General features: G+C 65.5%; 23 protein-coding genes. 8 read left to right on the forward strand and 15 right to left on the reverse strand.

The window, feature by feature from the left end:
* Window positions 1-706: 706 nt before the first annotated feature.
* The 5 genes from ACQR0Z_RS23860 to ACQR0Z_RS23880 all read right to left on the reverse strand — a co-directional run bounded on the left by ACQR0Z_RS23860 (window position 707) and on the right by ACQR0Z_RS23880 (window position 6,081).
* On the reverse strand, window positions 707-1,072 hold the full coding sequence (locus ACQR0Z_RS23860) for a hypothetical protein (protein ID WP_434862056.1): 366 nt from the start codon (window positions 1,070-1,072) through the stop codon (window positions 707-709).
* A gap of 311 nt (window positions 1,073-1,383) precedes the next feature.
* A complete protein-coding gene (locus ACQR0Z_RS23865; protein ID WP_434875287.1) occupies window positions 1,384-2,046 on the reverse strand; it encodes a sulfite oxidase-like oxidoreductase in 663 nt (220 codons plus the stop codon).
* 40 nt (window positions 2,047-2,086) lie between these two features.
* Window positions 2,087-3,412, reverse strand: coding sequence for an MFS transporter (locus tag ACQR0Z_RS23870; protein ID WP_434920265.1), 1,326 nt, complete (start codon window positions 3,410-3,412; stop codon window positions 2,087-2,089).
* A 391-nt stretch (window positions 3,413-3,803) separates the two neighbouring features.
* Window positions 3,804-5,225 carry an amidase gene (locus ACQR0Z_RS23875; protein ID WP_434862053.1) on the reverse strand — a complete coding sequence of 474 codons (1,422 nt, stop codon included), beginning with the start codon at window positions 5,223-5,225 and terminating at the stop codon, window positions 3,804-3,806.
* A 79-nt stretch (window positions 5,226-5,304) separates the two neighbouring features.
* The gene (locus ACQR0Z_RS23880) at window positions 5,305-6,081 is read right to left on the reverse strand and encodes an SDR family oxidoreductase (RefSeq protein WP_434920266.1); all 777 of its coding nucleotides are present in this window, start codon (window positions 6,079-6,081) and stop codon (window positions 5,305-5,307) included.
* Between the two features lie 172 nt (window positions 6,082-6,253).
* Here ACQR0Z_RS23880 and ACQR0Z_RS23885 point away from each other — a divergent pair, with 172 nt between their 5' ends.
* Window positions 6,254-7,327, forward strand: coding sequence for a tartrate dehydrogenase (locus tag ACQR0Z_RS23885; RefSeq protein WP_434862051.1), 1,074 nt, complete (start codon window positions 6,254-6,256; stop codon window positions 7,325-7,327).
* A 400-nt stretch (window positions 7,328-7,727) separates the two neighbouring features.
* On the opposite strand, the gene ACQR0Z_RS23890 is transcribed toward ACQR0Z_RS23885, so the two are convergent.
* The 3 genes from ACQR0Z_RS23890 to ACQR0Z_RS23900 form a co-directional block, all read right to left on the reverse strand.
* A complete protein-coding gene (locus ACQR0Z_RS23890; RefSeq protein WP_434920267.1) occupies window positions 7,728-8,639 on the reverse strand; it encodes an NAD(P)-dependent oxidoreductase in 912 nt (303 codons plus the stop codon).
* Between the two features lie 224 nt (window positions 8,640-8,863).
* Complete coding sequence (locus ACQR0Z_RS23895; protein WP_434920268.1) at window positions 8,864-10,114, reverse strand: Zn-dependent hydrolase; 1,251 nt, start codon at window positions 10,112-10,114, stop codon at window positions 8,864-8,866.
* Complete coding sequence (locus ACQR0Z_RS23900) at window positions 10,111-11,073, reverse strand: LysR family transcriptional regulator (protein WP_434920269.1); 963 nt, start codon at window positions 11,071-11,073, stop codon at window positions 10,111-10,113. Before ACQR0Z_RS23900 ends, ACQR0Z_RS23895 begins: the two co-directional genes overlap by 4 nt.
* Window positions 11,074-11,186: 113 nt before the next feature.
* Between ACQR0Z_RS23900 and ACQR0Z_RS23905 the strand changes: the two genes are divergently transcribed.
* From ACQR0Z_RS23905 to ACQR0Z_RS23930, 6 genes are all read left to right on the forward strand, one after another.
* Complete coding sequence (locus ACQR0Z_RS23905) at window positions 11,187-12,005, forward strand: putative hydro-lyase (RefSeq protein ID WP_434920270.1); 819 nt, start codon at window positions 11,187-11,189, stop codon at window positions 12,003-12,005.
* 81 nt (window positions 12,006-12,086) lie between these two features.
* Window positions 12,087-13,331, forward strand: coding sequence for an ABC transporter substrate-binding protein (locus ACQR0Z_RS23910; RefSeq protein WP_434920271.1), 1,245 nt, complete (start codon window positions 12,087-12,089; stop codon window positions 13,329-13,331).
* Between the two features lie 147 nt (window positions 13,332-13,478).
* On the forward strand, window positions 13,479-14,357 hold the full coding sequence (locus ACQR0Z_RS23915; protein ID WP_434862046.1) for a branched-chain amino acid ABC transporter permease: 879 nt from the start codon (window positions 13,479-13,481) through the stop codon (window positions 14,355-14,357).
* Entirely contained in the window at window positions 14,357-15,361 is a 1,005-nt protein-coding gene (locus tag ACQR0Z_RS23920) for a branched-chain amino acid ABC transporter permease (RefSeq protein ID WP_434920272.1), read from the forward strand. Before ACQR0Z_RS23915 ends, ACQR0Z_RS23920 begins: the two co-directional genes overlap by 1 nt.
* The gene (locus tag ACQR0Z_RS23925; RefSeq protein WP_434920273.1) at window positions 15,358-16,089 is read left to right on the forward strand and encodes an ABC transporter ATP-binding protein; all 732 of its coding nucleotides are present in this window, start codon (window positions 15,358-15,360) and stop codon (window positions 16,087-16,089) included. The genes ACQR0Z_RS23920 and ACQR0Z_RS23925 overlap by 4 nt, the downstream gene beginning before the upstream one ends.
* Window positions 16,073-16,777, forward strand: coding sequence for an ABC transporter ATP-binding protein (locus ACQR0Z_RS23930; RefSeq protein ID WP_434920274.1), 705 nt, complete (start codon window positions 16,073-16,075; stop codon window positions 16,775-16,777). The genes ACQR0Z_RS23925 and ACQR0Z_RS23930 overlap by 17 nt, the downstream gene beginning before the upstream one ends.
* Window positions 16,778-17,008: 231 nt before the next feature.
* Here the strand turns inward: ACQR0Z_RS23930 and ACQR0Z_RS23935 are convergent, their stop codons facing one another.
* From ACQR0Z_RS23935 to otnC, 7 genes are all read right to left on the reverse strand, one after another.
* On the reverse strand, window positions 17,009-17,296 hold the full coding sequence (locus tag ACQR0Z_RS23935) for a GIY-YIG nuclease family protein (RefSeq protein WP_434920275.1): 288 nt from the start codon (window positions 17,294-17,296) through the stop codon (window positions 17,009-17,011).
* A gap of 224 nt (window positions 17,297-17,520) precedes the next feature.
* Window positions 17,521-18,423 (reverse strand): ABC transporter permease, encoded by a 903-nt coding sequence (locus ACQR0Z_RS23940; RefSeq protein ID WP_434875299.1) that lies wholly within the window; start codon window positions 18,421-18,423, stop codon window positions 17,521-17,523.
* A 3-nt stretch (window positions 18,424-18,426) separates the two neighbouring features.
* On the reverse strand, window positions 18,427-19,308 hold the full coding sequence (locus ACQR0Z_RS23945) for an ABC transporter permease (RefSeq protein ID WP_434862091.1): 882 nt from the start codon (window positions 19,306-19,308) through the stop codon (window positions 18,427-18,429).
* Between the two features lie 150 nt (window positions 19,309-19,458).
* The gene (locus ACQR0Z_RS23950; RefSeq protein WP_434862043.1) at window positions 19,459-20,748 is read right to left on the reverse strand and encodes an ABC transporter substrate-binding protein; all 1,290 of its coding nucleotides are present in this window, start codon (window positions 20,746-20,748) and stop codon (window positions 19,459-19,461) included.
* Between the two features lie 61 nt (window positions 20,749-20,809).
* Window positions 20,810-21,847, reverse strand: coding sequence for an ABC transporter ATP-binding protein (locus ACQR0Z_RS23955; protein WP_434875300.1), 1,038 nt, complete (start codon window positions 21,845-21,847; stop codon window positions 20,810-20,812).
* A gap of 641 nt (window positions 21,848-22,488) precedes the next feature.
* Window positions 22,489-22,701, reverse strand: a complete 213-nt coding sequence (locus ACQR0Z_RS23960; RefSeq protein WP_434858306.1) for a hypothetical protein — start codon at window positions 22,699-22,701, stop codon at window positions 22,489-22,491.
* Between the two features lie 20 nt (window positions 22,702-22,721).
* Entirely contained in the window at window positions 22,722-23,384 is a 663-nt protein-coding gene (otnC, locus tag ACQR0Z_RS23965; RefSeq protein ID WP_434920276.1) for a 3-oxo-tetronate 4-phosphate decarboxylase, read from the reverse strand.
* Window positions 23,385-23,505: 121 nt separating this feature from the next.
* Here otnC and ltnD point away from each other — a divergent pair, with 121 nt between their 5' ends.
* A complete protein-coding gene (gene ltnD, locus ACQR0Z_RS23970) occupies window positions 23,506-24,420 on the forward strand; it encodes an L-threonate dehydrogenase (RefSeq protein ID WP_434920277.1) in 915 nt (304 codons plus the stop codon).
* The last annotated feature ends 5 nt before the right edge of the window (window positions 24,421-24,425 follow it).

The raw sequence follows: 24,425 nt of genomic DNA on the forward strand, positions 1-24,425 counted from the left end.
GTGCTGCGTCTGCATCAACCGCGGATATGATGGTGCCATCTCGCGGCCTGCGCGGCCCGAGTTGTGCGGATCGTCGCGCCTCTCACAAGCGAGAGGGCGCAGGGAAGGTCGGGAGCCTGCCGCCCCCATGGCCCGCCTGCGGAAAAAGTGCAGGCGGCAGGTACCACAGGTTCGGCCAAAGGACATCCCGGCCTTCCCTGCGCAATGGTTGGAACGGCTTATACGTGCTCTCTCCGGGGAACGGCTGTCTTGCCCCCGTCACCGCGATGCACGTCATTGCACCGCGATTTGACGCCAGCGCCGCGGCGTCAAGACCACACGATTTCGCCGTGCGCACCGGACCGTTCGTCCGCATGGAGACCCACGCTGCGACCCGCTACGCCCACCGCATCCCGCGCTCCACGTCCGTGACGATCGCGATCCGTCCCTCTGCAACGAGGCGGGATGGCGGGGAGTAAATCACGATTTTCAGAAATGGTCAAGAGGGAGTTTGGGCAGGGCTTGCGCGCGCCTGTCTCCGCATCGTCATGGCCGGGCTTGTCCCGGCCATCCACGTCGCTCGGAGTGCTCGGACCGACGTGGATGGCCGGGACGAGCCCGGGCATGACGGAGTGACTCACTGACGGATCGTTCGTTGAGACAGCCCGTTATCTCTCCATGCGATTGATCTGCGGTCTGATTGACCGACAATATCGCACGCGAAGCGTCACTCCCGCTCAGGGATCAGCTCGATCACCTGTTCGCCGTTCCGGATCGCCGTCGGCAGGTCCTGGGCGACGAGATCGGAAATCCATCGGACCAGCGTCGGAAGGCCTTCCTCCTTCGCCAGCTTGCGAAGCGGGGGCAGGTCGCGCTCGTGCGCGGTGCCGACCTTGATGTTGAGGCGCTCATAGGGAATGTCGCCGTCGGGCGGCCGGTAGCGCGCGTCGAACAGTCGCCTTCCGTGGCTGCGCACGAGATGGATGCGGATGCCGCCGAGATCCTGCGCGGTCAGCGCGGCGAGGATGACGGAAGGCTTCAGCAGATACCCATAGCCCTTGGGAATCTTGCCGGTCTCTGAGGTGAACTCCATGCTGGGTCTCTGGCACGTTCGGATATGACGATCAGATCGTCAGCCTGCTGGTCATGACTGCGCCCTCTCCCCTTGTGGAAGAGGGCATGTAGGAAAGTGCTGCGGGCTCGGTTGGGTGAGGGGTATGCCGCGAGCGAGGTATTCGTGGAGAGAGACCCCTCACCCAATCGAATGATTGGATAGGCCGGAGATGCCCTCTCCCACAAGGGGACAAGGCGCTGTATCGCGCAGCCGCTCTGGAATGTTAGCAGCGATTCGGCGAGTAGGGCGGGCAAAGCTACGCGTGCCACCCCACGAGTCGGTTAGGCCCATCACTCCGAATAGCGCTGCTCGGCCCAGGGGTCGCCGCGGTTGTGATAGCCGCGGACTTCCCAATAGCCGGGCTTGTCGGCCTCGAGAAACTCGATGGCCTTCAGCCATTTCGCGCTCTTCCAGAAATACAGATGCGGCACGACGACGCGGACCGGGCCGCCATGCTCTCCCGTGATCGGCGCGCCGGACCAGCTGTGCGCGAGCAGGGCGTCCTCAGCGGCGAAATCCTCCAATGTCAGATTGGTTGTGTAGCCGTCATAGGAATGCAGCACGACGAAATTGGCGGACTCGCGCGGCCGGCAGGCGGCGAGCAGGTCGCGCGTTGCGAGCCCCTCCCACTGATTGTCGTAGCGCGACCAGGTCGTGACGCAATGGATGTCGGAGACGAACTGGCGTTGCTCCTGGGCGAGGAACGCGGGCATATCCCAGAACAGCGGATTCTCGACCGCGCCGTAGACGTCGAGCCGCCAGCGCTCGCGCGTAATGGTCGGCGTCAGGCCGAGGTCGAGCACCGGCCAGTCGCGGGTCAGATGCTGGCCGGGCGGCAGGCGCTCATCCTCCGGCCGCACGATCCGGCCGGTCAGGAATTTGCCCTCGCGCGCCCAGCGCTCCTTGCTGCGGGTCAGCTTGCTCTCGGGCGGCAGCCCGGATTCGTCGGCCATCTCAGCACCTCGTCAGTCTGCGGGGATCATCCATGCAGGCTCATTCATGCCTGTGCATGGCGGACGCATGCTTGGTGTCGCGCATGGTCGCATAGATCAGCAGCGAGAGGAAGATGACGCCCGACAGGTAATAATAGAACCAGGTCTCGTGCCCGATGCTCTTGAAGTACAGCGCGATCGCAGGCGCAGTGCCGCCGAACAGCGACACGGTGATCGCATAGGGCAGGCCGACGCCGAGCGCGCGGATGTTGGTGGGGAACAGCTCGGCCTTCACCACCGCGTTGATCGAGGTGTAGCCGGCGGTGAAGATCCAGGCGCCGCAGATCAGCAGGAAGGCTGTCAACGGCTCCTTGGTGCCCTTCAGCGCGGTCAGGATCGGGATCGTCGACAGCGTGCCGGCGATGCCGAAGAAGATCAGGAGCGGCTTGCGGCCGATGCGGTCGGAGATCGCGCCGTACAGCGGCTGCAGCACGCAGGCGAACAAGAGCGAGCCGAAGATCACCATCGTGGTCTGGTCCTCGGTCAGGCCGACCGAGAGCTTGACGAAGGTCTGCATGTAGGTGGTGAAGGTGTAGAACGCCGCGGTGCCGCCGGCGGTGAGGCCGACGACGAGCAGGAGCTCGCGCGGATATCTGAACAGCGCCGCCATCGAGCTGGACGAGCCCGCCTTCTTCTTCGCCTCCACGAACGCCTCGGTCTCGTGCAGATTCCGCCGCATCACTGCGACGAAGATCGCAAGGCAGGCGCCGATGAAGAAGGGAATGCGCCAGCCCCAGGCCTTTAGTTCCTCGGTGGTGAGAAACACCTTCTGCAGCAGCAGGAGCACGATGATCGCGGTGAGCTGGCCGCCGATCAAAGTGACGTATTGGAAGCTCGAATAGAAGCCGCGATGCCTGGCGTCGGCGACCTCCGACAGATAGGTGGCGCTGGCGCCATATTCGCCGCCGAGGCTAAGGCCCTCGATGACGCGGGCCAGCGCCAGGATGATCGGCGCGGCGATGCCGATCGTGGCATAGGTCGGCGTCACCGCGATGATCAGCGAGCCGAAGCACATGCAGAGCACGGAGACGGTCAGCGACAATCTGCGGCCATACTGGTCGGCGAGATAGCCGAACAGCCAGCCGCCGAGCGGGCGCATCAGGAAAGTCGCGGCGAACACCACGGCGGCGTTGAGCTGCTCGACGACCGGGTCCTTCGAGGGAAAGAAGGCGGGTGCGAAATACAGCGCGAACGCGGTGTAGGCGTAGAAATCGTACCATTCGACGAGGTTGCCGGCGGAGCCGATCAGGATCGCCTTGATGCGGCGCTCGACGTCGGCGATCGACGTGGCGGGCTCTACGGCAGGCTCGATCGCCTGGTCTGTCATTTCCGGTCTCCGGGCAAGCATGATTTTCCGGCCCTTCTACGGAAGCCGCGGCTATTGCCAATATGGAATAAGGGCGGGGGTGGTATGTTCCTGATGGCGGAACTTTATGCGCCCGGAGGAATCGTGCGAAGGGGCCTCGCCCTTCGAGACGCCCGCCTTCGGCGGGCTCCTCAGGGTGAGGGGTGAGAGTCGTTGCGAAGATCGCAAGGGGGGAGCCGCCGGTCGCGCGGCTCTCTCTACGGGCGCTGCCTACTGCAATCCGCAGCGTCGACGTCGAACTCGACCCTCATGGTGAGGAGCGCCGAGGGCGCGTCTCGAACCATGAGGCCACCGTCCGGGCCTCACCCTTCGAGATGCTGCTGCGCGGCTCCTCAGGGTGAGGAGGTCAACATCACTTCGGCGCGCGGGGATCGATCGGGGTGGAACTGGCGACGCCGAGGACATCTTCCAGCACCTTGGCCCCCGCCAGCAGACCGGCGTCGTTGCGCGGGCGCGCGATCACCTGCAGGCCGACCGGCAGGCCGGAGGCGGTGAAGCCGCAGGGCAGCGACAGCGCCGGGCAGCAGGCCAGCGTAATGGCGTAGACGATGCCGAGCCATTGCACGTAGTTGTCGAATGTGTGCCCTGCGCATTCGGCAACGTAGCGGTTCTCGACCGGGAAGGGCGGCACGATCGTCGCGGGCGCCAGCAGCAGGTCATAGGTCGCGAAGAACTTCACCGCGCGCGCGGTGATGGCGACGCGCTGAGCCTCGGCGCGCGCGATCTGCGCGACCGTGAGCTTCAGGCCTTCCTCGATGTTCCAGATCACCTCGGGCTTGAGCAGGTCGCGCTTGGTGCGCAGCAGCTCCTGCTTGCTCATCGCGAAATCGAGCGCGCGCAGCACGTGGAAGCATTCATGCGCCTCGCTGAAATCCGGATGCGCCTCCTCGACGATGACGCCGAGCTCGGCGAAGCGCTGTGCCGCCTTGCGGGTCACGGCGATCACTTCGGGATCGACCGGCGTGATGCCGAGATCGGGTGAGTAGGCGATGCGCACCGGCTTCTTGCCCGAGCGGGCCGCCGCCAGGAACGAGGTCGCGGGCGAGGGCAGCGAGATCGGGTCGGCGGCGAGTTCGCCGCTCATCGCGTCGAGCAACAGCGCGAGGTCTTCGACGGTCCGGGCCATCGGGCCCTGGACGCCGAGGTTGCGGTCGACGGCGACCGCCGGCGTATGCGCGACGCGGCCGAAGCTCGGCCGCAGGCCGACGATGCCGCAGAAGCTCGCGGGGTTGCGCAGCGAGCCGCCCATGTCGGAGCCATGCGCCAGCCAAGCCATGCCGGTGGCGAGCGCGACCGCGGCGCCGCCGGAGGAGCCGGCGGCCGAACGGGACGTGTCCCAGGGATTGCGCGTCGCGCCGAACACCTCGTTGAAGGTGTTGGCGCCGGCGCCGAACTCCGGCGTGTTCGACTTGGCGTAGATCACGCCGCCATTGGCCTCGAGATGCTCGACCATGAGATCGGAGCGTTCCGGAATCCGGTCCTTGAAGATCGGCGAGCCCTGCGTCGTGAGCACGCCCGCGACATCGGTGAGATCCTTGATCGGCACAGGCAACCCTGCGAGCAGGCCGCGCTCACCGGCCGGCTTCTGCATCAGCGCCTTGGCATGATCACGGGCGCGATCGAAGCACAGGGTCGGCAGCGCATTGACCTTGTCGTCGACTGCCTTGATGCGCGCCTCCAGCGCGTCGAGGCAGTCGAGCGGGGTGACCTCGCCGGCCTTCAATTTGTCGACGACGGCGCAGGCGGTCTCGCGGATCAATCCCTGGTCGGCCAAAGCTTGGTTCTCCTGATTGGAAGCATCCCGGCGCCGTCTCCTAGACCACGTTTCGTCCGGTGTGGAAAGGTCGCGGCGCTCAACCCCACCCTGCGCTGATGCCGCCATCGACGGTATAGATCACGCCCGACGTGTAGCCGGCGCGGTCGGACGCCAGGAACGCCATGAGGTCTGCGATCTCGCGCGGATGGGCCGGGCGGCCGAGCGGCAGGCCTTTCTGGAATTCCGTGTAACGGCTCTCGTCGCCGAACTGCTGTTTGGCGCGGGTCTTCAGCAAGATGACGTGACGATCGGTGCCGACCGGGCCCGGATTGATGCCGACGACGCGGATGTTGTCGGCAAGGCTCTTGGAGCCGAGCGCGCGGGTGAAGGCCATCAGCGCCGCGTTGCCGGCGCTGCCGCAGATGTAGTTGGCGTCGAACTTCTCGCCCGCCGCCCCGATGTCGTTGACGATGACGCCCGAGCCGCGCGCCTTCATCTGCGCGTACACCAGGCGCGTCAGGTTGATGAAGCCGAACACCTTCAGGTCCCAGGCGTGCCGCCACGCCGCCTCGTCGATCTTGTCGATCGGCCCGCCCGGAATGTCGCCGGCATTGTTGACGAGGATGTCGATGTCGGCCGCCTCCTGCGCCAGCCGCGTGACATCCTCGGATTTGCGCAGGTCGACGACATGCGCTGCCGCATCGATCTGGTGCTTGGAGCGGAGCTGCTCGACCAGCGCCGACAGCCGGTCGGCGCTGCGCGCGGCGAGGCGGACATGACAGCCTTCCTCGGCGAATGCTTCCGCCGCCGCGGCGCCGATTCCCTTCGAGGCGCCGGTGATGAGAACGCGCTTGCCGCGCAGGTGAAGATCCATGGAGGGCTCTCGCTGAAAGGGAGGGAGACCGGATTGTCTTGCGCGATTGTCTTGCGCGTCAGCCATGCGGTCAATCCCGCACCGCAGCGTTGCACCCGGGCGTGGTTTGGTCCATTCAGGCGATCGACGATTTCGGCCGGGACCAACCGGCGACAACGCAAGGATCCGCTCGATGAGCAAGAAGCCCTATCGCATCGCAGTCATTCCCGGCGACGGCATCGGCAAGGAGGTCATGCCCGAGGGGCTGCGCGTGATCGAGGCGGCCGCCAAGAAGCACGGCGTCGCGGTGCAGTTCGATCATTTCGACTTCTCGAGCTACGACTATTACGAGAAGCACGGCCAGATGATGCCGGACGACTGGAAGACGCAGATCGGCAGCCATGACGCGATCTATTTCGGCGCGGTCGGCTGGCCGGCCAAGATCGCCGACCACGTCTCGCTGTGGGGCTCGCTGATCAAGTTCCGCCGCGAGTTCGATCAGTACGTCAATCTGCGCCCGGTGCGTTTGATGCCCGGCGTGCCGTCGCCGCTGGCGGGGCGCAAGCCCGGTGACATCGATTTCTGGGTGGTGCGCGAGAACACCGAAGGCGAGTACTCCTCCGTCGGCGGCCGCATGTTCCCGGATACCGACCGCGAGTTCGTCACGCAGCAGACGGTGATGACCCGCACCGGCGTCGACCGCATCCTGAAGTTCGCGTTCGAGCTGGCGCAGTCGCGTCCGAAGAAGCATCTGACCTCGGCGACCAAGTCCAACGGCATCTCGATCACGATGCCGTATTGGGACGAGCGGGTCGAGGCGATGGCCAAGAACTATCCCGGCGTGAAGTGGGACAAGTACCACATCGACATCCTCACGGCGAACTTCGTGCTGCATCCGGACTGGTTCGACGTCGTGGTCGGCTCCAACCTGTTCGGCGACATCCTGTCCGATCTCGGCCCGGCCTGCACCGGCACCATCGGCATCGCGCCGTCGGGCAACATCAACCCGGAACGCAATTTCCCGTCGGTGTTCGAGCCGGTGCACGGCTCGGCGCCTGATATCGCGGGGCAGGGGATCGCCAATCCGATCGGCATGATCTGGTCGGGCGCGATGATGCTGGAGCATCTGGGGGAGAAGACCGCGGCGCAGTCGATCGTCGGCGCGATCGAGCGGACGCTCGCCGAGCGGACGCTGCGGACGCGGGATCTCGGCGGGAATGCGGATACGGTCGCGTGCGGCAAGGCTGTCGCGGAGATGGTGGATTAGTTTCGTTGGCGTCGGTCGCCCCGGCGAACGCCGGGGCCCATAACCACCGGCCGTTGTTGTGGCTACCGGTCTCTGCCACCGTTCGCTCCTGATCAATCACGCGGCATGGGTCCCGGCGTTCGCCGGGACGACCGTGGTTGTTCAGGTCGCAACTCGGCCCACAGCGTCATTGCGAGGAGCGCAGCGACGAAGCAATCCAGGGGCCTCGGCGGGACTCTGGATTGCTTCGCTGCGCTCGCAATGACGAAGAGGTCGTAGGGTGGGCAAAGGCGCGGCTCTGCTGCATCTCCACACGCAGTCGCAGTGGCGCCGTGCCCACCGTCTTGCCGCGAGTGCGCTGATCGATGGTGGGCACGCTGCCGCCTGCGGCGGCTGCTTTGCCTACCCTACACGTCAACAACTACGACTTCGCGACGCGACGGCAATGCTCCCAAGCCGCATGGATCAGGTTCTCGCTCGCCTCGGGCGTGCGGAAGGCGGAATGCGCCGACAGCGTCACGTTGGGGATCGTCGTCAGCACGTGATCTCCGGGCAGCGGCTCGGTGTTGAACACGTCGAGGCCGGCGTGGCGGATGTGGCCGGAGCGGAGCGCCTCGATCATCGCGGTTTCGTCGACGATGGCGGCGCGGGCGGTGTTGATGAAGATGACGCCGTTGCGCATCTGCGCGATGCGCTCGCGCGAGAGGAAGCCGCGGGTGTCGTCGTTGAGCAGGAGATGCAGCGACACGACGTGGCTGGTCGCCAGCAACTGATCGAGTGACACGAACTCCACACCCGGATGGCTTTTCGGCGAGCGGTTCCAGGCGATCACCTTCATGCCGCTGCCGGACGCGATGCGCGCGACCTCGGCGGCGATGCCGCCGAAGCCGATCAGGCCGAGCGTCTTGCCGGTGAGCTGCATGCCGTCGTCGCGCAGCCAGTTGCCGGCGCGCATCTCGCGGTCCATCTGCGCGATACCGCGGGCCGAGGCCCACATCAGCGCGATGGCGGCCTCCGCCACAGCGGTGTCGCCATAGCCCTTGATCAGGTGGACGGTGATGCCGAGCTCGGCCAGCTCGTCCGGGTTCATGTAGCTGCGCGCGCCGGTGCCGAGGAAGACGACGTGCTTCAGGTTCTTGCACTGCTTGGCGACATCGGTCGGCAGCGCGGTGTGGTCGACGATGCCGATCTCGGCGCCGTCGAGAATGGCCGGCCAGTCCTCCGGCTTGATATCGGGATCGAGATGCACGCGCATCTCGGGATCGCCGGGCTGGCGCTGGCGGTCGAAGATCTCGGCGAGCGACGAGTTGGCGTCGATGAATACTCCGCGCACGGGGTGGTCTCCTCAGTTTGAGCCGAGCTAAAACCGCGAAGGCGGTGCGCTCCCTCCCCCCTTGCGGGGGAGGGTCGGGGAGGGGGGTGCCCCAGGCGAAACCGCCCGTGTGGACCCCCACCCCCGACCCCTCCCCGCAAGGGGGAGGGGAGCTCAGTGTGCCCGCGCGATCGAGAGCTGTGTTCGATCAATGATAGTTGGAAGACGTCAGAACTAACAGCCCGTCACGACGCCACGCCCGCGAGCGACAGCACCGTGTGCAGCAGCACGTTGGCTCCCGCCGCACAGTCGGACTGGGTGGCATCCTCCAGCTCGTTGTGGCTGATGCCGTCCTTGCAGGGGACGAACACCATCGCGGCCGGCATGATGGTGTTGAGGTTGCAGGCGTCGTGGCCGGCGCCGGAGGTGATGCGGCGGTGGGAATAGCCGAGCGTGCCGGCGGCGCGCTCCACCGCATCGACCAGCTTGGGATCGAAATGCGTCGGCGGCTTGCGCCAGACCTGGTCGATCGCGATCTCGACCTTGCGCTTCTTCGCAATCTCACCGGCCGCCGCGCGCAGGCTGGCGTCGAGCGCCTCAAGCGTATCGGCATTGGCGCTGCGGCAATCGATGGTGAAGGCGATCTCGCCGGGGATGACGTTGCGCGAGGGATTGGCGATCACGGCCTCGCCGATGGTGGCGACCGCATTCGGCCCGAGCTTGATCGCGATCTGCTCCAGGGTCAGCGCGAACTCCGACAGCGTCAGCAGCGCGTCGCGGCGCAGCGGCATCGGCGTCGAGCCGGCATGGCTCTCGAAGCCCGTGATCTTGCCGTCGTACCAGAACACGCCCTGGCCGTGATCGACCACGCCGATGGTCTTGTTCTCGGCCTCCAGGATCGGGCCCTGCTCGATATGCAGCTCGACGAACCCTGAGAATTTCTGCGTGCCGACCTTGGTCTCGCCGCGATAGCCGATGCCATCCAGCGCCTCGCCGACCGTGACGCCTTCGGCGTCCTTGCGCGACAGAATGTCCTCGACGGTGAAGTCGCCGACGTATGCGGCCGAGGCCATCATCGCCGGGGCGAAGCGCGAGCCTTCCTCGTTGGTCCAGTTGACGATGCACAGCGGCGCGTCGGTCTCTATGCCGGCGTCATTCAGCGTGCGGATCACTTCGAGCGCGCCGAGCGTGCCGAGAATGCCGTCGAACTTGCCGCCGGTCGGCTGGGTGTCGAGATGCGAGCCGAGGCCGACAGGGGCTTTCGACATGTCGCGGCCCTTGCGCACGCCAAACATCGAGCCGAGCGCGTCGACGTGCACTTCAAGCCCGGCGTCCTCGCACGCCTTCCGGAACCAGTCGCGGACCTGCTTGTCCTCCTGGCTCAGGGTCAGCCGGCGCACGCCGCCCTTGGGCGTGCCGCCGAACTTGGCGGTCTCGTGGATGCTGTCCCAGAGGCGGGCGGAATCGATCTGCAGATTGGTGACGGCGCGGCTCATGCTTGACATCCCTGTACTCCGGCATCCTGTCCATCGCGCGCCGCGACGAGCGCGTCAACCGATGCCGTGGGATGGCTGGCCGTCTGCGCCGTCCGGGCTGCCAACTCGGCAACGCGCTCGATCGCGACCATCTCGGGCGACGACAGCCAGCTCGCGGTGAAGGTCAGCGGCGGAATGCGCAGGTCGGTTTTCAGCTCCTGCAGGCGCCCGCTCTCGATCTCATGCGCCACGATCGCAGCGGGAATCACGGCGACGCCGAGGCCCTCGATCGCCATGTGGATCACCGTCGCGAGCGAGGCGCTGGCGTGCAGCCGCATCGGCGGCAGATGCGGGCGATTGAACAGCGAGCGCACATTGTCATAGGGCTGGGTGTTGCGCGGGAAGGTGATGATCGGGAAGCGCGCCATCTGCTCGGCGGTGACCACGCCCGTGCCGAAGCCCAGCGCAGGGCTGGCCAGGAAGCTGATCGGATAGTCGCACAGCACCCGGCTGCGGATGCCCGACTCCGAGGGCGCGCCGAGCGCGAAGGCGAGCTCGATCTCCTGGGCCAAAAGCCGCGCGTGCAGATGGGGCGTGACGTCGACCTCGATCTCCAGCGACAGGTTCGGATAGCTCTCGTTGACGCTCTTGATCAGCCGCGGCAGCCAGTCGTGGACGATGGTCTCGGCGACGCCGAGCCGGAGCACGCCGCGCATCGCCGAGCGGTCGCCGACCTCGGCCAGCATCTCCGCGCGCAGCCCGATCAGCTTCTCGGCATAGACCAGCATCTGTCGTCCGACGGCGGTCGGCGAGGCCACGCGGTGGTCGCGGTTGAGCAGCTTGACGCCGAGCTCACGCTCGAGCTGGGCGATGCGCTGGGAAATCGCCGGCTGGGTGGTGTTGAGGCGCTGCGCGGCGCCGCGGAAGCTGCCGAGCTTGACCACCCAGAGAAAGGTCTCGATGGAACGGAAATCCAACATCAGGCCCGCCTCGGATCAATTTGTTTTATCGATCCTGATTAAAAACGAAGATTAGACTTTATAGCATGGCTGATGTTGAGTGAGTTTGTCGAGATATTAGGCAAATGGCTCAAATGACTGTTTCTGCGGCATTGCAGCAATCGGCTGGCGAAGGGGGGCTTCTCCCGAGCCACCAGGCCCGCCTGGATTATCGCACCGGCAAGGGCTGGAGCACGGCCGGGGTTGCCAATGGCTTCGTCCAGGGCAATCTGGCGATCATTCCCGAGCAGTACGCTGGCGCCTTCCATCGCTTCTGCCAGCTCAATCCCAAGCCGTGCCCGATCATCGGCATGTCCGATCCCGGCAATCCTCATATTCCGGCACTCGGTGCCGATCTCGACATCCGCACCGACGTGCCGCGCTACCGCGTCTGGCGCGACGGCGAGATGGTCGAGGAGCCGACCGATCTGATGGCGCATTGGCGCGACGGCCTCGTCACCTTCGTGCTCGGCTGTTCGTTCTCGTTCGAAGAGGCGCTGATGGCCGACGGCCTGCCGATCCGGCACATCGAGCAGGGCTGCCGCGTGCCGATGTACCGCACCAACATCGCCTGCACGCCGTCCGGCCCGTTCGCCGGTCCCATGGTGGTGTCGATGCGCCCGTTCAAGCCGGCGCAGGCGATTCGCGCGGTGCAGATCACGACGCGATTTCCCGCCGTGCACGGCGCGCCGGTGCATCTCGGCCTGCCGGAGCAGATCGGAATCGCCGATATCAACAAGCCTGATTACGGTGACCCGGTGTCGGTGGGCGCGGACGAAATTCCCGTATTCTGGGCCTGTGGCGTGACTCCGCAGGCGGTGATCGCGGCGGCGAAGCTGCCGTTCGCCATCACGCATGCGCCGGGGCTGATGCTGATTACCGATCTCCGGAACAAGGATCTCGCCGTCCTCTAATCAGGCAGCCATGCTGCTAATTGAGCCTTTACCGCCGACCTCAACCGCTTCATCGATGCGCTTTCATCAGAGGATCTTCTCATGACCATCACGCGCCGTAACGTCCTGCTTGGAGCCACCGCTGCCGCCGCCCTCGGGCCGATCGCCGCCCGCGCGCAGACCTCCGAGGTGAAGATCGGCGTCATCTATCCGTTCTCCGGCGCCAGCGCGCAGATCGGCGTCGACGCGCAGCGCGCGTTCGAGACCGCGGCCGAGATCATCAACGGCAAGTATGATTTCGACCTGCCGCTCGCCCGCACCGAGGGCCTGCCGGGCCTCGGCGGCGCCAAGATCAAGCTGGTGTTCGCCGACCACCAGGCCGACCCCCAGAAGGGCCGCGCCGAGGCCGAGCGCCTGATCACCCAGGAGAAGGTCGCCGCCGTCATCGGTTCCTATCAGAGCGCGGTCGCGGTGACCGCGAGCCAGATCTGCGAGCGCTACCAGATCCCGTATCTCTCGGCCGACAATTCCTCGCCGAGCCTGCATCGTCGTGGCCTGAAGTATTATTTCCGCGCCGCCCCGCATGACGAGATGTTCTCGCAGGCGATGTTCGACTTCTTCGACGCGATGAAGAAGAAGGGCACCAAGATCGAGACCTTGGCGCTGTTCCACGAGGACACCATCTTCGGCACCGATTCGAGCAACGCCCAGCTCAAGCTCGCCCAGGAGCGCGGCTACAAGGTCGTCGCCGACATCAAGTACCGCGCCAACTCGCCGTCGCTGTCGGCCGAGGTGCAGCAGCTCAAGGCCGCGAATGCCGACGTGCTGATGCCCTCGAGCTACACCACCGACGGCATCCTCCTGGTCAAGACGATGGCCGAGCTCGGCTACAAGCCGAATGCGATCGTCGCCCAGGACGCCGGCTTCTCGGAGAAGGCGCTGTATGACGCGGTCGGCGACAAGCTCGAAGGCGTGATCTCGCGAGGCTCGTTCTCGCTCGACCTCGCCGCCAAGCGGCCGATGGTCGGCAAGATCAACGACATGTTCAAGGCCAAGTCGGGCAAGGACTTCAACGACTACTCGTCGCGCCAGTTCATGGGCCTGATCGTGATGGCCGACGCCATCAACCGCGCCAAGTCCACCGACGGCGAGAAGATCCGCGACGCGCTGGCCGCCACCGACATGCCGGGCGACCAGACCATCATGCCGTGGAAGCGGGTGAAGTTCGACGAGAACGGCCAGAACAACGACGCCGACCCTGTGCTGCTGCAATATGTCGGCGGCAAGTTCGTCACGATCTTCCCGACCCAGGCCGCCGTGGCGGAAGCCAGCTGGCCGATGAAGTAACGAACTCCCGCCCGAGGGGCGGGAAGACCATGACGGAGCATCTGTCGTGCTCCGTCATTGCGAGGAGCGTAGCGACGAAGCAATCCAGGGCCGCAGAGAAGGTCTGGATTGCTTCGCTTCGCTCGCAATGACGGGGGAGCAAGTGAAGTGACAGCAGAAACAATCATCCAAAGTCTCGCCAGCGGCCTGCTGATGGGCCTGCTCTACGGCCTGATCGCCGTCGGCCTGGCCCTCATCTTCGGCCTGATGGACGTCGTGAACTTCGCCCATGGCGAGTTCCTGATGATCGCGATGTATGCAACCTTCTTCCTGTTCGCCTATTTCGCGCTCGATCCGCTGCTGTCGGCGCCGATCGTCGCGGCCGGATTGTTCGTGTTCGGCGCGGTCGTCTATCTGCTGATTGTCAGATTTGCCGTCCGCGCCAAGGCCAATACCGGCATGGTGCAGATCTTCTCCACCTTCGGCCTAGCCGTCCTGATGCGCGGCGTCGCGCAGTACTTCTTCACCCCGGACTATCGCAGCATTCCGCACTCCTATCTGGGCGGCAAGACGATCTCGATCGCCGGCATCTATCTGCCGCAGCCGCAACTGGTCGGCGCGCTCATCGCGATCGCGGCGTTCGCCGGCCTCTACTTCTTCATCCACCGCACCGATTTCGGCCGCGCGCTGGAGGCAACGCGTGAGGATGCCGGCGCGGTGGCGCTGGTCGGCATCGACAAGAACAAGGTGTTCGCGCTCGGCTGGGGTCTTGGCGCGGCGCTGGTCGGCCTCGCAGGCGCGGTCATGGCGATCTTCTTCTACGTCTTCCCCGACGTCGGCGCGTCGTTCGCGACCATCGCCTATGTCACGGTGGCGCTCGGCGGCTTCGGCAGCGTGTTCGGCGCCTTCGCGGGCGGCATCGTGGTCGGCCTCGTCGAGGCCATCACCACGCTCATCCTGCCGCCGTCGCTGAAGACCGTCGGCATCTACGGCGTCTATCTCCTCGTCGTGTTCGTCCGCCCGCGCGGCCTGTTCGGATCGATCTGATGGACAAGGCATTCATTCAACGTCGCCGGCGCGACCTCATCCTTGCCGCCTTCCTTGCGGCGATCGCCGCGGCCGTGCCGTTCTTCGTCAAGGACGTGTACGTCCAGAACATCATGGTGCTGACCCTGATGTACGCGGCGCTGTCGCAGAGCTGGAACATTCTGTCCGGCTATTGCGGCCAGATCTCGCTCGGGCACGCGCTGTACTTTGGCCTCGGCGCCTATACGACCGCGATCCTGTTCACCAAGTTCGGCGTGCTGCCGTGGTTCGGCATGCTCGCCGGCGGCCTGATCTCGGCTGTGATTGCGATGGCGCTGGGCTATCCCTGCTTCCGGCTCGGCGGCCATTACTTCGTCATCGCCACCATCGTCATCGCCGAGATCACGCTGCTCCTGTTCCAGAACTGGGACTGGGCGGGGGCCGCGCTCGGCATCGATATTCCGGTGCGGCGCGACTCCTGGCTGACGTTCCAGTTCACCCGCTCCAAGCTGCCGTATTTCTACTTCGCGCTGGCGCTCGCCTGCGTCGCCTGGTTCGTCACCTGGTGGCTGGAGGATTCAAAATGGGGCTATTGGTGGCGTGCGGTGAAGGACAATCCCGTCGCGGCCGAAAGCCTCGGCGTCGACGTCTTCAACTCCAAGATGGGCGCCGCGGCCGTCTCCGCCTTCCTGGTCGCGATCGGCGGCAGCTTCTACGCGCAGTTCGTCTCCTATATCGATCCCGAGAGCGTGATGGGCTTCCAGTTCTCGCTGCTGATGGCGCTGCCGGCCGTGCTCGGCGGGATCGGCACCCTGTGGGGCCCGATGCTCGGCGCCGTGATCCTGATCCCGCTGACCGAGCTGACGCGCTCCTATATCGGCGGCTCCGGCCGTGGCGTCGACCTGATCGTCTATGGCGGCCTGATCATCGCGATCTCGCTGGCGCGGCCGCAGGGGCTGGTCAGCCTGTTCTCCCGCAAGCCGAAGCCGGCCACGCAGCCGGCGCGAGAGGCGGTGGCGTCATGACCGCGTTGTTGGAAACCCGCAACATCACCCAGCGCTTCTCGGGCCTGACGGCGAACTCCGACGTCTCGATCTCGATCGGGCGCGGCGAGATCGTCGGCCTGATCGGGCCGAACGGCGCCGGCAAGTCGACCCTGTTCAATCTGATCGCCGGCGCGTTCAAGCCGACGGAAGGCCAGATCCTGTTCGACGGCGAGGACGTCACCGCGCTGCCGGCGGCCGAACGCTGCCAGCGCGGCATCGGCCGCACCTTCCAGGTCGTCAAGAGCTTCGAGAGCATGACGGTGATCGAGAACGTCATCGTCGGCTCCCTGGTGCGCACCACCAACATGCGCGACGCCCGCCGCAAGGCGCATGAGGTGCTGGCGTTCTGCGGCCTCGATGCGCGCGCCGACGTGCTGGCGAGCGATCTCGTGCCCTCGGAGAAGCGCCGCCTCGAAGTGGCGCGCGCGCTCGCGACCGAGCCGAAGCTCTTGCTGCTCGACGAGGTGCTGACCGGCCTGACGCCGGTCGAATCGCAGAAGGGCGTCGAGCTCGTGCGCCGCGTGCGCGACACCGGCATCACGGTGCTGATGGTCGAGCACGTCATGGAGATCGTGATGCCGTTGGTCGATCGCGCCATCGTGCTCGACCTCGGCAAGGTGCTGATCGAGGGCAGCCCCAAGGATGTCGTCCGCGATCCCAAAGTCATTTCCGCCTATCTTGGAGACCGCCATGCTGTCGGTGCGTGACGTCACCACCGCCTATCAGGGCCTGGTCGCGATCTCGAACGTCTCGCTCGACGTCGAGAAGGGCGAGATCGTCTGCGTCGCCGGCGCCAATGGCGCGGGCAAGTCGACCTTGCTGAAATCGATCGCCGGCGCCGAGCGGCCGCGCGCCGGCAGCGTCACCTTCGACGGCCACCGCATCGACGGCATGGCGCAGCATCTGATCACGGGGAAGGGCATCGCCTATGTGCCGGAGAACCGCCGGCTTTTCCCGCGGCTCTCGGTGCGCGACAATCTCCGGCTCGGCAGCTACCTCTATCGCAGCGAGGCCAACCGCGAGGAGCCGCTGGAGTTCGTGTTCAAGCTGTTCCCGCGCTTGTCGGAGCGGCTGGAGCAGCGCGCCGAGACCTTGTCCGGCGGCGAGCAGCAGATGCTGGCGATCGGCCGCGCGCTGATGACCAGGCCCCGGCTTTTGATGCTCGACGAGCCGTCGCAGGGCATCATGCCGAAACTGGTCGACGAGATCTTCCAGGCCGTGAAGAAAATCCGCGACGCCGGCATGACCGTGCTGATCGTCGAGCAGCGCATGGCGGAGTGTTTGGAGATCGCGGATAGGGCGTACATCCTGCAGACGGGCCGCGTGCTGATGCAGGGCACGGCCGCGGAGATCAGCGGCAACAAGGACGTGCGGAAGGCATATCTGGGGCTGTGAGGCGCGTTGCGCTGCGCCAGGAGTCCTGTCGCAATCGCGAGTGTAGCGAAGCAATCCAGGGTCGTTCCTGTCGCCCCTGGATCGCGTCGCTTCGCTCGCGATGACGGAGTATGAGGGACGTTCGGTGCCCGCCACAACCGTCATTGCGAGCGTAGCGAAGCAATCCAGGAATGCCTCACCAGTCAAAGGTCCTGGTGGTCTCGCCGATGTCTTGGACAACGGTCTGAAGGATCAGATGACCGTGTCATACAAGTCATTCCACTGCGGATTGAGAGCTTCAATCAGCGCCAACTTCTTCCTTCGGCTGCCGGACTTGATCTGCTTCTCGCGTTCGATGGCAGCTATCATCGTTTCGTGCGGTTCGTACCACACCAGCAGCTTGCAGCCGTGGGTCTTGGTAAAGCCGGGCACGAGGCCTTCGCGATGCTGATAGGCCCGGTTCGGCAGATCGCTCGTCACGCCCACGTAGAGCGTTCCGTTCCGGCGGCTTGCCATGATGTACACGTAAGGCTGTTTCATCGGCGTATCCGATGCATCGAGCGGGAGCGACGCAGCATCAAACAAAGTCTTTGCTGCAGCCCCTGGATCGCGTCGCTGCGCTCGCGATGACGGAGTATGAGGGACATTCGGTGCCCACCACAACCGTCATTGCGAGCGTAGCGAAGCAATCCAGGGGCCAAGGTAAAGGTCTCTTTGGCGAGGATGCGAGCGACGCTGGCGACCGAACGATCAGCCGACCCGTCTCACACCATCCCCTTGCCGGCATCCGAGCCCTGCCGCCGCTGGCGGGCCTGCAGCACCAAAATGACCGACAGCGCTGCGAAGATCACCACGAAGGACACCGCCGAGGTCAGCGTGCCCAGCGCGTAGATGTCGGGCTTGGTCACGGTCGTCGTCAGGCCCTGCAATTCCAGCGGCAGCGTGTTCACCGAGCCGATGGCCTGGCTCGAACGGGCGAGTTCATCCCAGGACAGCGTGAAGCCGAACAGGCCGATGCCGACGACCGACGGCAGGATGATCGGCAGCACGACGTGGCGGAAGGTCTGCCAGGGGGTGGCGCCGAGGTCGCGGGCGGCTTCTTCGAGGCGGCCGTCGAAGCGGTTGAAGATCGCGAACATGATGAGGAGGCCGAACGGCAATGTCCACGTCAGGTGCGCCCCTAAGCCCGACGTGAACAGGCCCATCGCCGTGGTATGGCCCTCGGCCAGCCAGCCCAGGCCGTAATCGGCGGCGTGCTTGTTGATGAAATCGTCGATCAGGCGGAATTCCAGCGCAATGCCGAGCGAGGTGATGATCGAGGGCATGATCAGGCTCGCGATCGCCGTATAGAAAACAATCGAGGCGCCGCGGAACGGCTTTCGGAATGCCATGCCGGCGGCGACCGACAGCACCACGGTGATGACCATCACCACGAGGCCGAGCGCCAGCGAGCGCTTGAAGGCGGCGCCGATGTCGACGATGCCGCCGCCGGAAAACACTTTTCCGAACCAGGTCAGCGACACGCCGTTCATCGGGAACGTCAGACCACCGTCGGGGCCCTGGAACGACAGGATGTAGATCGCGATCATCGGGCCGTACAGGAACAGCACATAGGCCGTGAAGAACAGCGCGAGGATGTAGAAGGAGCGGGGGCGCTTGTCTCCCATCTCTCAGAGCTCCTTGCGCACGTCGACGATCCGCGTCAGCGCGGAGATGATGATGATGGTGATGCCGAGCAGGATCACGGCGTTGGCCGCGGCGGCGGGGAACTGCAGCGCCGACAGGCGCGCCTCGATGATCTTGCCGGCGGAGGCGATCTGCTGGCCGCCCATCACGCCGATGGTGACGAAATCGCCCATCACGATGGTGATGACGAAGATCGAGCCGATCACGATGCCGGGCTTCGACAGGGGAATGACGATGTTGACCAGAGTCTGCCAGCCGGACGCGCCGGCGTCATAGGCGGCCTCGATCAGGCGCTTGTCGATGCGGATCATCGAATTGAAGATCGGCACCACCATGAAGAAGGTGAACAGGTGCACCAGCGCCAGCACGACGGAGAATTCGGAGAACAGCAGCCATTCGATCGGCTTGTTGATGACACCGGCGCCGACCAGCCCCTGATTGACCAGGCCGTTGCGGCCGAGCAGGGGGATCCAGGCGATCATGCGGATGACGTTCGAAGTCCAGAACGGGATCGTGCACAGCAAAGACAGCACGATCTGCCAGGTCTTGCTGCGGACATGGAAGGCGAGAAAGTAGGCGACCCAGAAGCCGATCATCAAGGTCAGGGCCCAGGTCAGCAGGCACAGCTTCAAGGTCTTCAGGTAGGTCTTCAGGATGGTGCACAGCTCGGGCAGGTTGGCGACGCAGCCCTCGAACGTATCGGTGTAGCCGCGGAAGCTGAGCGCCGGAATCATCTCATATTCATTGTAGTCCCAGACGCTGACGATCACGACGAGCACGAGCGGCAGCAGGAAGAACAGCGCGAACACCAGCGTCATGGGCCCCGCTTGCAGCCAGGCGATCGAGCGCGTGGTCATCTTGCGCAGCGTGCTCTGCGCGGGCGCGAGCGTTTCGGGCGAATTGTCGATCGTCACGGCCAAGGGAGATACCTGTCGTCTGGTCGCGAATGCCTTGAGCGGCTGAGAAAATCTGCCGCGCCCACGACCAGCGCGGGCGCGGCAGTAATGGCGGTCACATCAGGCGGCGATGAACTCGTTCCACTTGCGGACCATGTAGTCGTTCTCGTCCATGACGGCGTTCCAGCACACGACGCCGCCCATGCGGTCGTCATAGGAGCCGCCGTCGCGCACCGCGCCGGCCTTCTCCATCAGGGTGCCGTCCGGCGCCTTGATGTCGCTCTTCGCCGGCTTGCCTTCCATCCAGTAGCCCCACTCGTCCTCGGTCATGTTGGCCTTGGCGGTGGAGAGCACGGCCGAGTAGTAGCCCTGGCGGTTGAGGTAGGCGCCGGCCCAGCCGGACAGGTACCAGTTGACGAACTCATAGGCCCAGTCGAGCTTCGGGCTGCCGCCGACGGCCTTGGAGACGCAGAAGCCGGAAGCCCAGGAGCGGTAGCCTTCCTTCAGCGGCTGGAAGGTGCAGGCGATGCCCATCGAGCGCACCTTGGTGACGGCCGGCGACCACATCGACTGGATCACCGTCTCGCCCGAAGCCATCAGGTTGACCGACTCGTTGAAGTCCTTCCAGAACGCGCGGAACTGGCCGGCCTTCTTGGCCTCGGTCAGCACCTTCATCGTGAGGTCGATCTCGGCCTTGGTCATGTTGCCCTTGTCGGCATATTTGTATTGGCCGGTCGCCTCGACGACGAGTGCGGCGTCCATGATGCCGATCGAGGGGATGTTGAGGATCGAGGCCTTGCCCTTGAACTCGGGGTTGAGCAGCTCGGCCCAGGAGTTGATGGGACGCTTGATGAGGTCGGGGCGGATGCCGAGCGTGTCGGCGTTGTAGACCGTCGGAATCAGGGTGACGAATTCGGTGGGCGTCGCCGAGAAGGTCTTGGAGTTCGCGCCCTCGAGATACAGCACCTTCCAGGGCGCGGTGCCCTGGCCGCCGATCTTCTTGCCGTTCGGCAGCTCGCCCTTGGTGAACACGGGCGTGATGTTGTTGAACTCCTTGATCTTGCGCGCATCGAGCGGAAAGATGTTGCCCGACGGCACCAGCTTCTTCAGCGAGAAATACTCGGTGTCGAGCACGTCGAACGAGTTCGGCTGGGTGATGACGCGCTTGGTGACGTCGTCGGTCGTCGCCGTGATGTATTCGATCTTGATGCCGGTGTCGGCGAGGCACTTCTTGGCGATCTCGTCGCCCTCGTTCACGGCGGTGCCGAGATAGCGCAGCACCTTCGGATCGGCGGCGTGCACGTAGGGCGCGCTGAGCAGCGTGCCCGTGCCGGCGAGACCGGCGACGCCGGCCGCGCCCTTCAGCAGCGAGCGGCGGCTGATGGGTGTCTTTTTCGATCGATCAGTCATGATCATCTCCTTGATCATCTTCTTGGGATAGAAAACGAGAAAGCGAAATCAGGCGAGAAAATCAGGCCACGAGTTCTGCGGCCGGTGCGGCGGCAGCAGCGGGGCGGGGCGTCAGCGCGTCGGCCTGCGCCGGATTCCAGGTCACGACGACGCGCTCGCCGATCACGTGGGTCTCGGCGTCGAACTCATCGTCGCTGAGCTGGGCCGAAATTTCAGGGCCGCCGTCGGTCGCGACCGCGATCAGCACATACGTGCCCTGATACTCGATCTTGCTGATCGTGCCGGGCACGGCAGGACCGTCGATCGCGGCGTTCGGCGCCTTCAACTGGATTCGGTCGACACGCACGGCGAATGTTTCGCCCTTCAGCGGGATGACGTTGTGGCCGCCGATGAAGCGGGCGGCGAACTCCGTGCGCGGATGATTGAAGATCTCGCGCGGGCTGCCCTGCTGCTCGATCTTGCCGCCGTTCATCAGCACCACGAGATCGGACAGCGCCATCGCCTCGTCCTGGCCGTGGGTGACGTGGATGAAGGTGAGGCCGAGCTCGCGCTGCAGCCGCTTCAGCTCGGCGCGCATGCGCAGCCGCAGGAACGGATCGAGCGCCGACAAGGGCTCGTCGAGCAGCAGGATCTGCGGCGAGGTGATCAGCGCGCGCGCCAGCGCAACGCGCTGCTGCTGGCCGCCGGAGAGCTGCGCCGGCAGGCGGCCGGCATAGCTCTGCATGTCCACGAGATCGAGCAGCTCGCGCGCCTTGGCATGGCGCTCGGGCTTCGACACGCCCTTCATCTTCAGCGCGAAGGCGACGTTGTCGATGACGGAGAGATGCGGAAACAGCGCGTAGGACTGGAACATCATCGCGGTGCCGCGGCCCGCGGGCGGCAGCTCGGTGACGTTCTTGGCGCCGACGATGATGTCGCCCGAGGTGGCGGACTCATGGCCCGCGATCATGCGCAGGGTCGAGGTCTTGCCGCAGCCGGACGGGCCGAGCAGGCAGCAATAGGAGCCGGCGGGAATCCGCAGGTCGATTGCGTCGACGGCGGTGACGTGACCGTACATCTTCGTCACCTTCACCAGTTCCAAGCTTGCGCCCGCCGCCATCCGCCCTCCACATTCTTTCATCGTGATCGAGATCCGGGCATGACTCATGGTCCGCACGTTCGGGTGCCCGGCTCCCGACCTGCGTGGTGTCTGCAACGGATATGCCAATGACCGGCAGCCGGATTGCCATGTGCATAAGGAGCGCGCGCTCGGGGCGACGCGTATGCAACAGGCCAGCGCAAGCCGCTTGCTCCGGCGGCCGTCCGGCTCACGCCGGGCGCTCCCTTCAGAAAACAGCGGCAACCACGGCGTTGTGGAGGCACTTTGCCCATTCCTGTCTGTGCACCAGGCGTGTGAAGCGGGCGTCGCTGCAATCGATGGTGGCGATGCCGGTCGCGCCGCCGCGTCGCATTCGCCGGTGTCTGCCTATCGATCGAGCGGCCGCTGCTGGCCTGCGCAGCCAAGCGTTGCCTCAATATTAGGCATTAAAGCTTTCCGGAGGCAAGGCGGACTGACGAGTGACGTCGCGTCCCACGGCCGTCGTGTCGTCTGAGTGACGGCTCATGAGCCTAGGCGGCCGCTCTCTGCCGCGATCTCAGTCTTACCCTCCCCCTCCAGGGGAGGGTGACAGCGGGGCTGGCCTCCGCGCTGCCGCCGCAGAAGCGCAAACGCGCGACAGGCTGCTTGATGTGACTTTCCAGCTAGCGCAACCTTGTCCCCAGCTTGGCGTGCGCCGCCGCCATCAGCATGCGCTCGGCGATGCCGCGCAACTCGGCGATCCCGATGCGATCGGTTTCGGCAAAGACCTCGTAGGAATCGGTCACGATGGGAAACCAGCGATAGAAGCGCGCCTCCTCGAACAGCACGCGGGCGGCGGCTTCGATCTCGGCGGGCGAAGGTGCAGGGTACTGCATGCGCGTCGGCCGCCGTTCGATCAGTGATGATCGGTGTGATCGGGCAAGGTGAGGCCGAACACCTTGATGAGGTCGTCGACCTGCTGCGGCGACAGATGGCGGGGATTGAGCCCGCGCAGCAGCAGATAGAGCTTGGCCGTCTCCTCCAGCTCCTCCATCGCGAACACCGCGGCCTCGAGCGAGTCGCCGGAGACGACGGGGCCGTGATTGGCGAGCAGCACGGAGGCGTATTTTCCGGCGAGACCCTTGATCGCGTCGGCCACCGCGGGATCTCCCGGACGATGATAGGGCACCAAAGCGGTCTGGCCGCAGCGCATCAAATAGTAAGGTGTCAGCGGCGGCAGCGCGGCGCGCGGGTCGATCTCCGGCAGCATCGAGAGCGCGACCGAATGTGTGGAGTGCAGATGCACCACGGCGCGCGCGGCCTCGCGGGTCTGGTACAGCGCCGTGTGCAGCGGCACCTCCTTGGTCGGCGCATCGCCGGAGACCAGCCTGCCGTCAGCATCGAGCCGCGACAGCTTGGCCGGATCGAGAAAGCCGAGCGAGGCGTTGGTCGGCGTCACCAGCCAGCCGCCGTCGTCGAGCCGCACGCTGATGTTGCCGGACGAGCCGGGCGTCAGCCCGCGCTCGAACAGCGAGCGGCCGAACCGGCAGATGGCCTCGCGAATCGCAGTGTCCGCCACGGAGTCTTCCTCGTTCCCTCGATGCCTTGTCTCACGCTTTGGCAGCGTGGCCAAGCCGTGATACCCAGGGACGAATCGGGCCAACCGGACCTGTCCAGGAAACGCTTCGAGGATCTGCCGCATGTCGTCGCCATCGCAATTGAACGTCGCCGTGATCGGGCTCGGCTCCATGGGCTATGGCATGGCGACCTCGCTCAAGCGCGCCGGCTTCGCGGTGACCGGATGCGATGTCTCGGCGGAGGCGGTGGCCCGCTTCGTGGCCGAGGGCGGCAAGGGCGCGAAGAGCCCGGCTGAGGCAGCCGCGGGCGCCGACATCGTCGTGAGCGTCGTCGTCAATGCGGCGCAGACCGAAGCCATCTTGTTCGGCCCCGGCGGCGCCGCCGAGACGATGCCGAAGGACGCCGTATTCGTGTCCTCCGCGACCATGGATCCGGACGTGGCGCGGCGTCTCGCCAGGCAGCTCGAGGCCACCGGCCGGCATTATCTCGATGCGCCGATCTCCGGCGGCGCGCAGCGCGCCGCGCAGGGCGAACTGACCATCCTGGCCTCGGGCAGCGCGGCGGCGTTTGCCAAGGCGCGTCCGGCGCTCGATGCGATGGCGGCCAAGCTTTATGAGCTCGGCGATGAAGCGGGCCAGGGCGCCGCGTTCAAGATGATCAACCAGCTGCTTGCCGGCGTGCACATCGCCGCCGCCAGCGAGGCGATCGCGTTCGCCGCCAAGCAGGGGCTCGATATCAGGAAGGTCTATGAGGTCATCACCGCCTCGGCCGGCAATTCCTGGATGTTCGAGAACCGCATGCCGCACGTGCTCGACGGCGACTACACGCCGCGCAGCGCGGTCGAGATCTTCGTCAAGGACCTCGGCATTATCCAGGACATGGCGCGCAACCACCGCTTCCCGGTGCCGGTCTCGGCCGCCGCGCTGCAGATGTTCCTGATGACGGCGGCCGCCGGCATGGGCCGCGACGACGATGCCTCGGTGGCGCGGATGTACGCCCAGGTCACCGGCACCACGCTGCCGGGCTCTTCCAAGTAACTTTG

This window comes from Bradyrhizobium sp. HKCCYLS3077, assembly GCF_051167555.1.
In the GTDB taxonomy this organism is placed as follows: Bacteria; Pseudomonadota; Alphaproteobacteria; order Rhizobiales; family Xanthobacteraceae; genus Bradyrhizobium.

Excerpts from the sequence above, each read along its gene's own strand:
- ACQR0Z_RS23900 (WP_434920269.1), bottom strand. The coding sequence starts at position 11,073 with ATGTTGGATTTCCGTTCCATCGAGACCTTTCTCTGGGTGGTCAAGCTC.
- ACQR0Z_RS23925 (WP_434920273.1), top strand. The coding sequence starts at position 15,358 with ATGACCGCGTTGTTGGAAACCCGCAACATCACCCAGCGCTTCTCGGGC.
- ACQR0Z_RS23865 (WP_434875287.1), bottom strand. The coding sequence starts at position 2,046 with ATGGCCGACGAATCCGGGCTGCCGCCCGAGAGCAAGCTGACCCGCAGC.
- ACQR0Z_RS23935 (WP_434920275.1), bottom strand. The coding sequence starts at position 17,296 with ATGAAACAGCCTTACGTGTACATCATGGCAAGCCGCCGGAACGGAACG.
- ACQR0Z_RS23930 (WP_434920274.1), top strand. The coding sequence starts at position 16,073 with ATGCTGTCGGTGCGTGACGTCACCACCGCCTATCAGGGCCTGGTCGCG.
- ACQR0Z_RS23960 (WP_434858306.1), bottom strand. The coding sequence starts at position 22,701 with ATGCAGTACCCTGCACCTTCGCCCGCCGAGATCGAAGCCGCCGCCCGC.
- ACQR0Z_RS23870 (WP_434920265.1), bottom strand. The coding sequence starts at position 3,412 with ATGACAGACCAGGCGATCGAGCCTGCCGTAGAGCCCGCCACGTCGATC.
- ACQR0Z_RS23885 (WP_434862051.1), top strand. The coding sequence starts at position 6,254 with ATGAGCAAGAAGCCCTATCGCATCGCAGTCATTCCCGGCGACGGCATC.
- ACQR0Z_RS23955 (WP_434875300.1), bottom strand. The coding sequence starts at position 21,847 with ATGGCGGCGGGCGCAAGCTTGGAACTGGTGAAGGTGACGAAGATGTAC.
- ACQR0Z_RS23860 (WP_434862056.1), bottom strand. The coding sequence starts at position 1,072 with ATGGAGTTCACCTCAGAGACCGGCAAGATTCCCAAGGGCTATGGGTAT.
- ltnD (WP_434920277.1), top strand. The coding sequence starts at position 23,506 with ATGTCGTCGCCATCGCAATTGAACGTCGCCGTGATCGGGCTCGGCTCC.
- ACQR0Z_RS23895 (WP_434920268.1), bottom strand. The coding sequence starts at position 10,114 with ATGAGCCGCGCCGTCACCAATCTGCAGATCGATTCCGCCCGCCTCTGG.
- ACQR0Z_RS23940 (WP_434875299.1), bottom strand. The coding sequence starts at position 18,423 with ATGGGAGACAAGCGCCCCCGCTCCTTCTACATCCTCGCGCTGTTCTTC.
- ACQR0Z_RS23910 (WP_434920271.1), top strand. The coding sequence starts at position 12,087 with ATGACCATCACGCGCCGTAACGTCCTGCTTGGAGCCACCGCTGCCGCC.
- ACQR0Z_RS23950 (WP_434862043.1), bottom strand. The coding sequence starts at position 20,748 with ATGACTGATCGATCGAAAAAGACACCCATCAGCCGCCGCTCGCTGCTG.
- ACQR0Z_RS23905 (WP_434920270.1), top strand. The coding sequence starts at position 11,187 with ATGACTGTTTCTGCGGCATTGCAGCAATCGGCTGGCGAAGGGGGGCTT.
- ACQR0Z_RS23880 (WP_434920266.1), bottom strand. The coding sequence starts at position 6,081 with ATGGATCTTCACCTGCGCGGCAAGCGCGTTCTCATCACCGGCGCCTCG.
- ACQR0Z_RS23920 (WP_434920272.1), top strand. The coding sequence starts at position 14,357 with ATGGACAAGGCATTCATTCAACGTCGCCGGCGCGACCTCATCCTTGCC.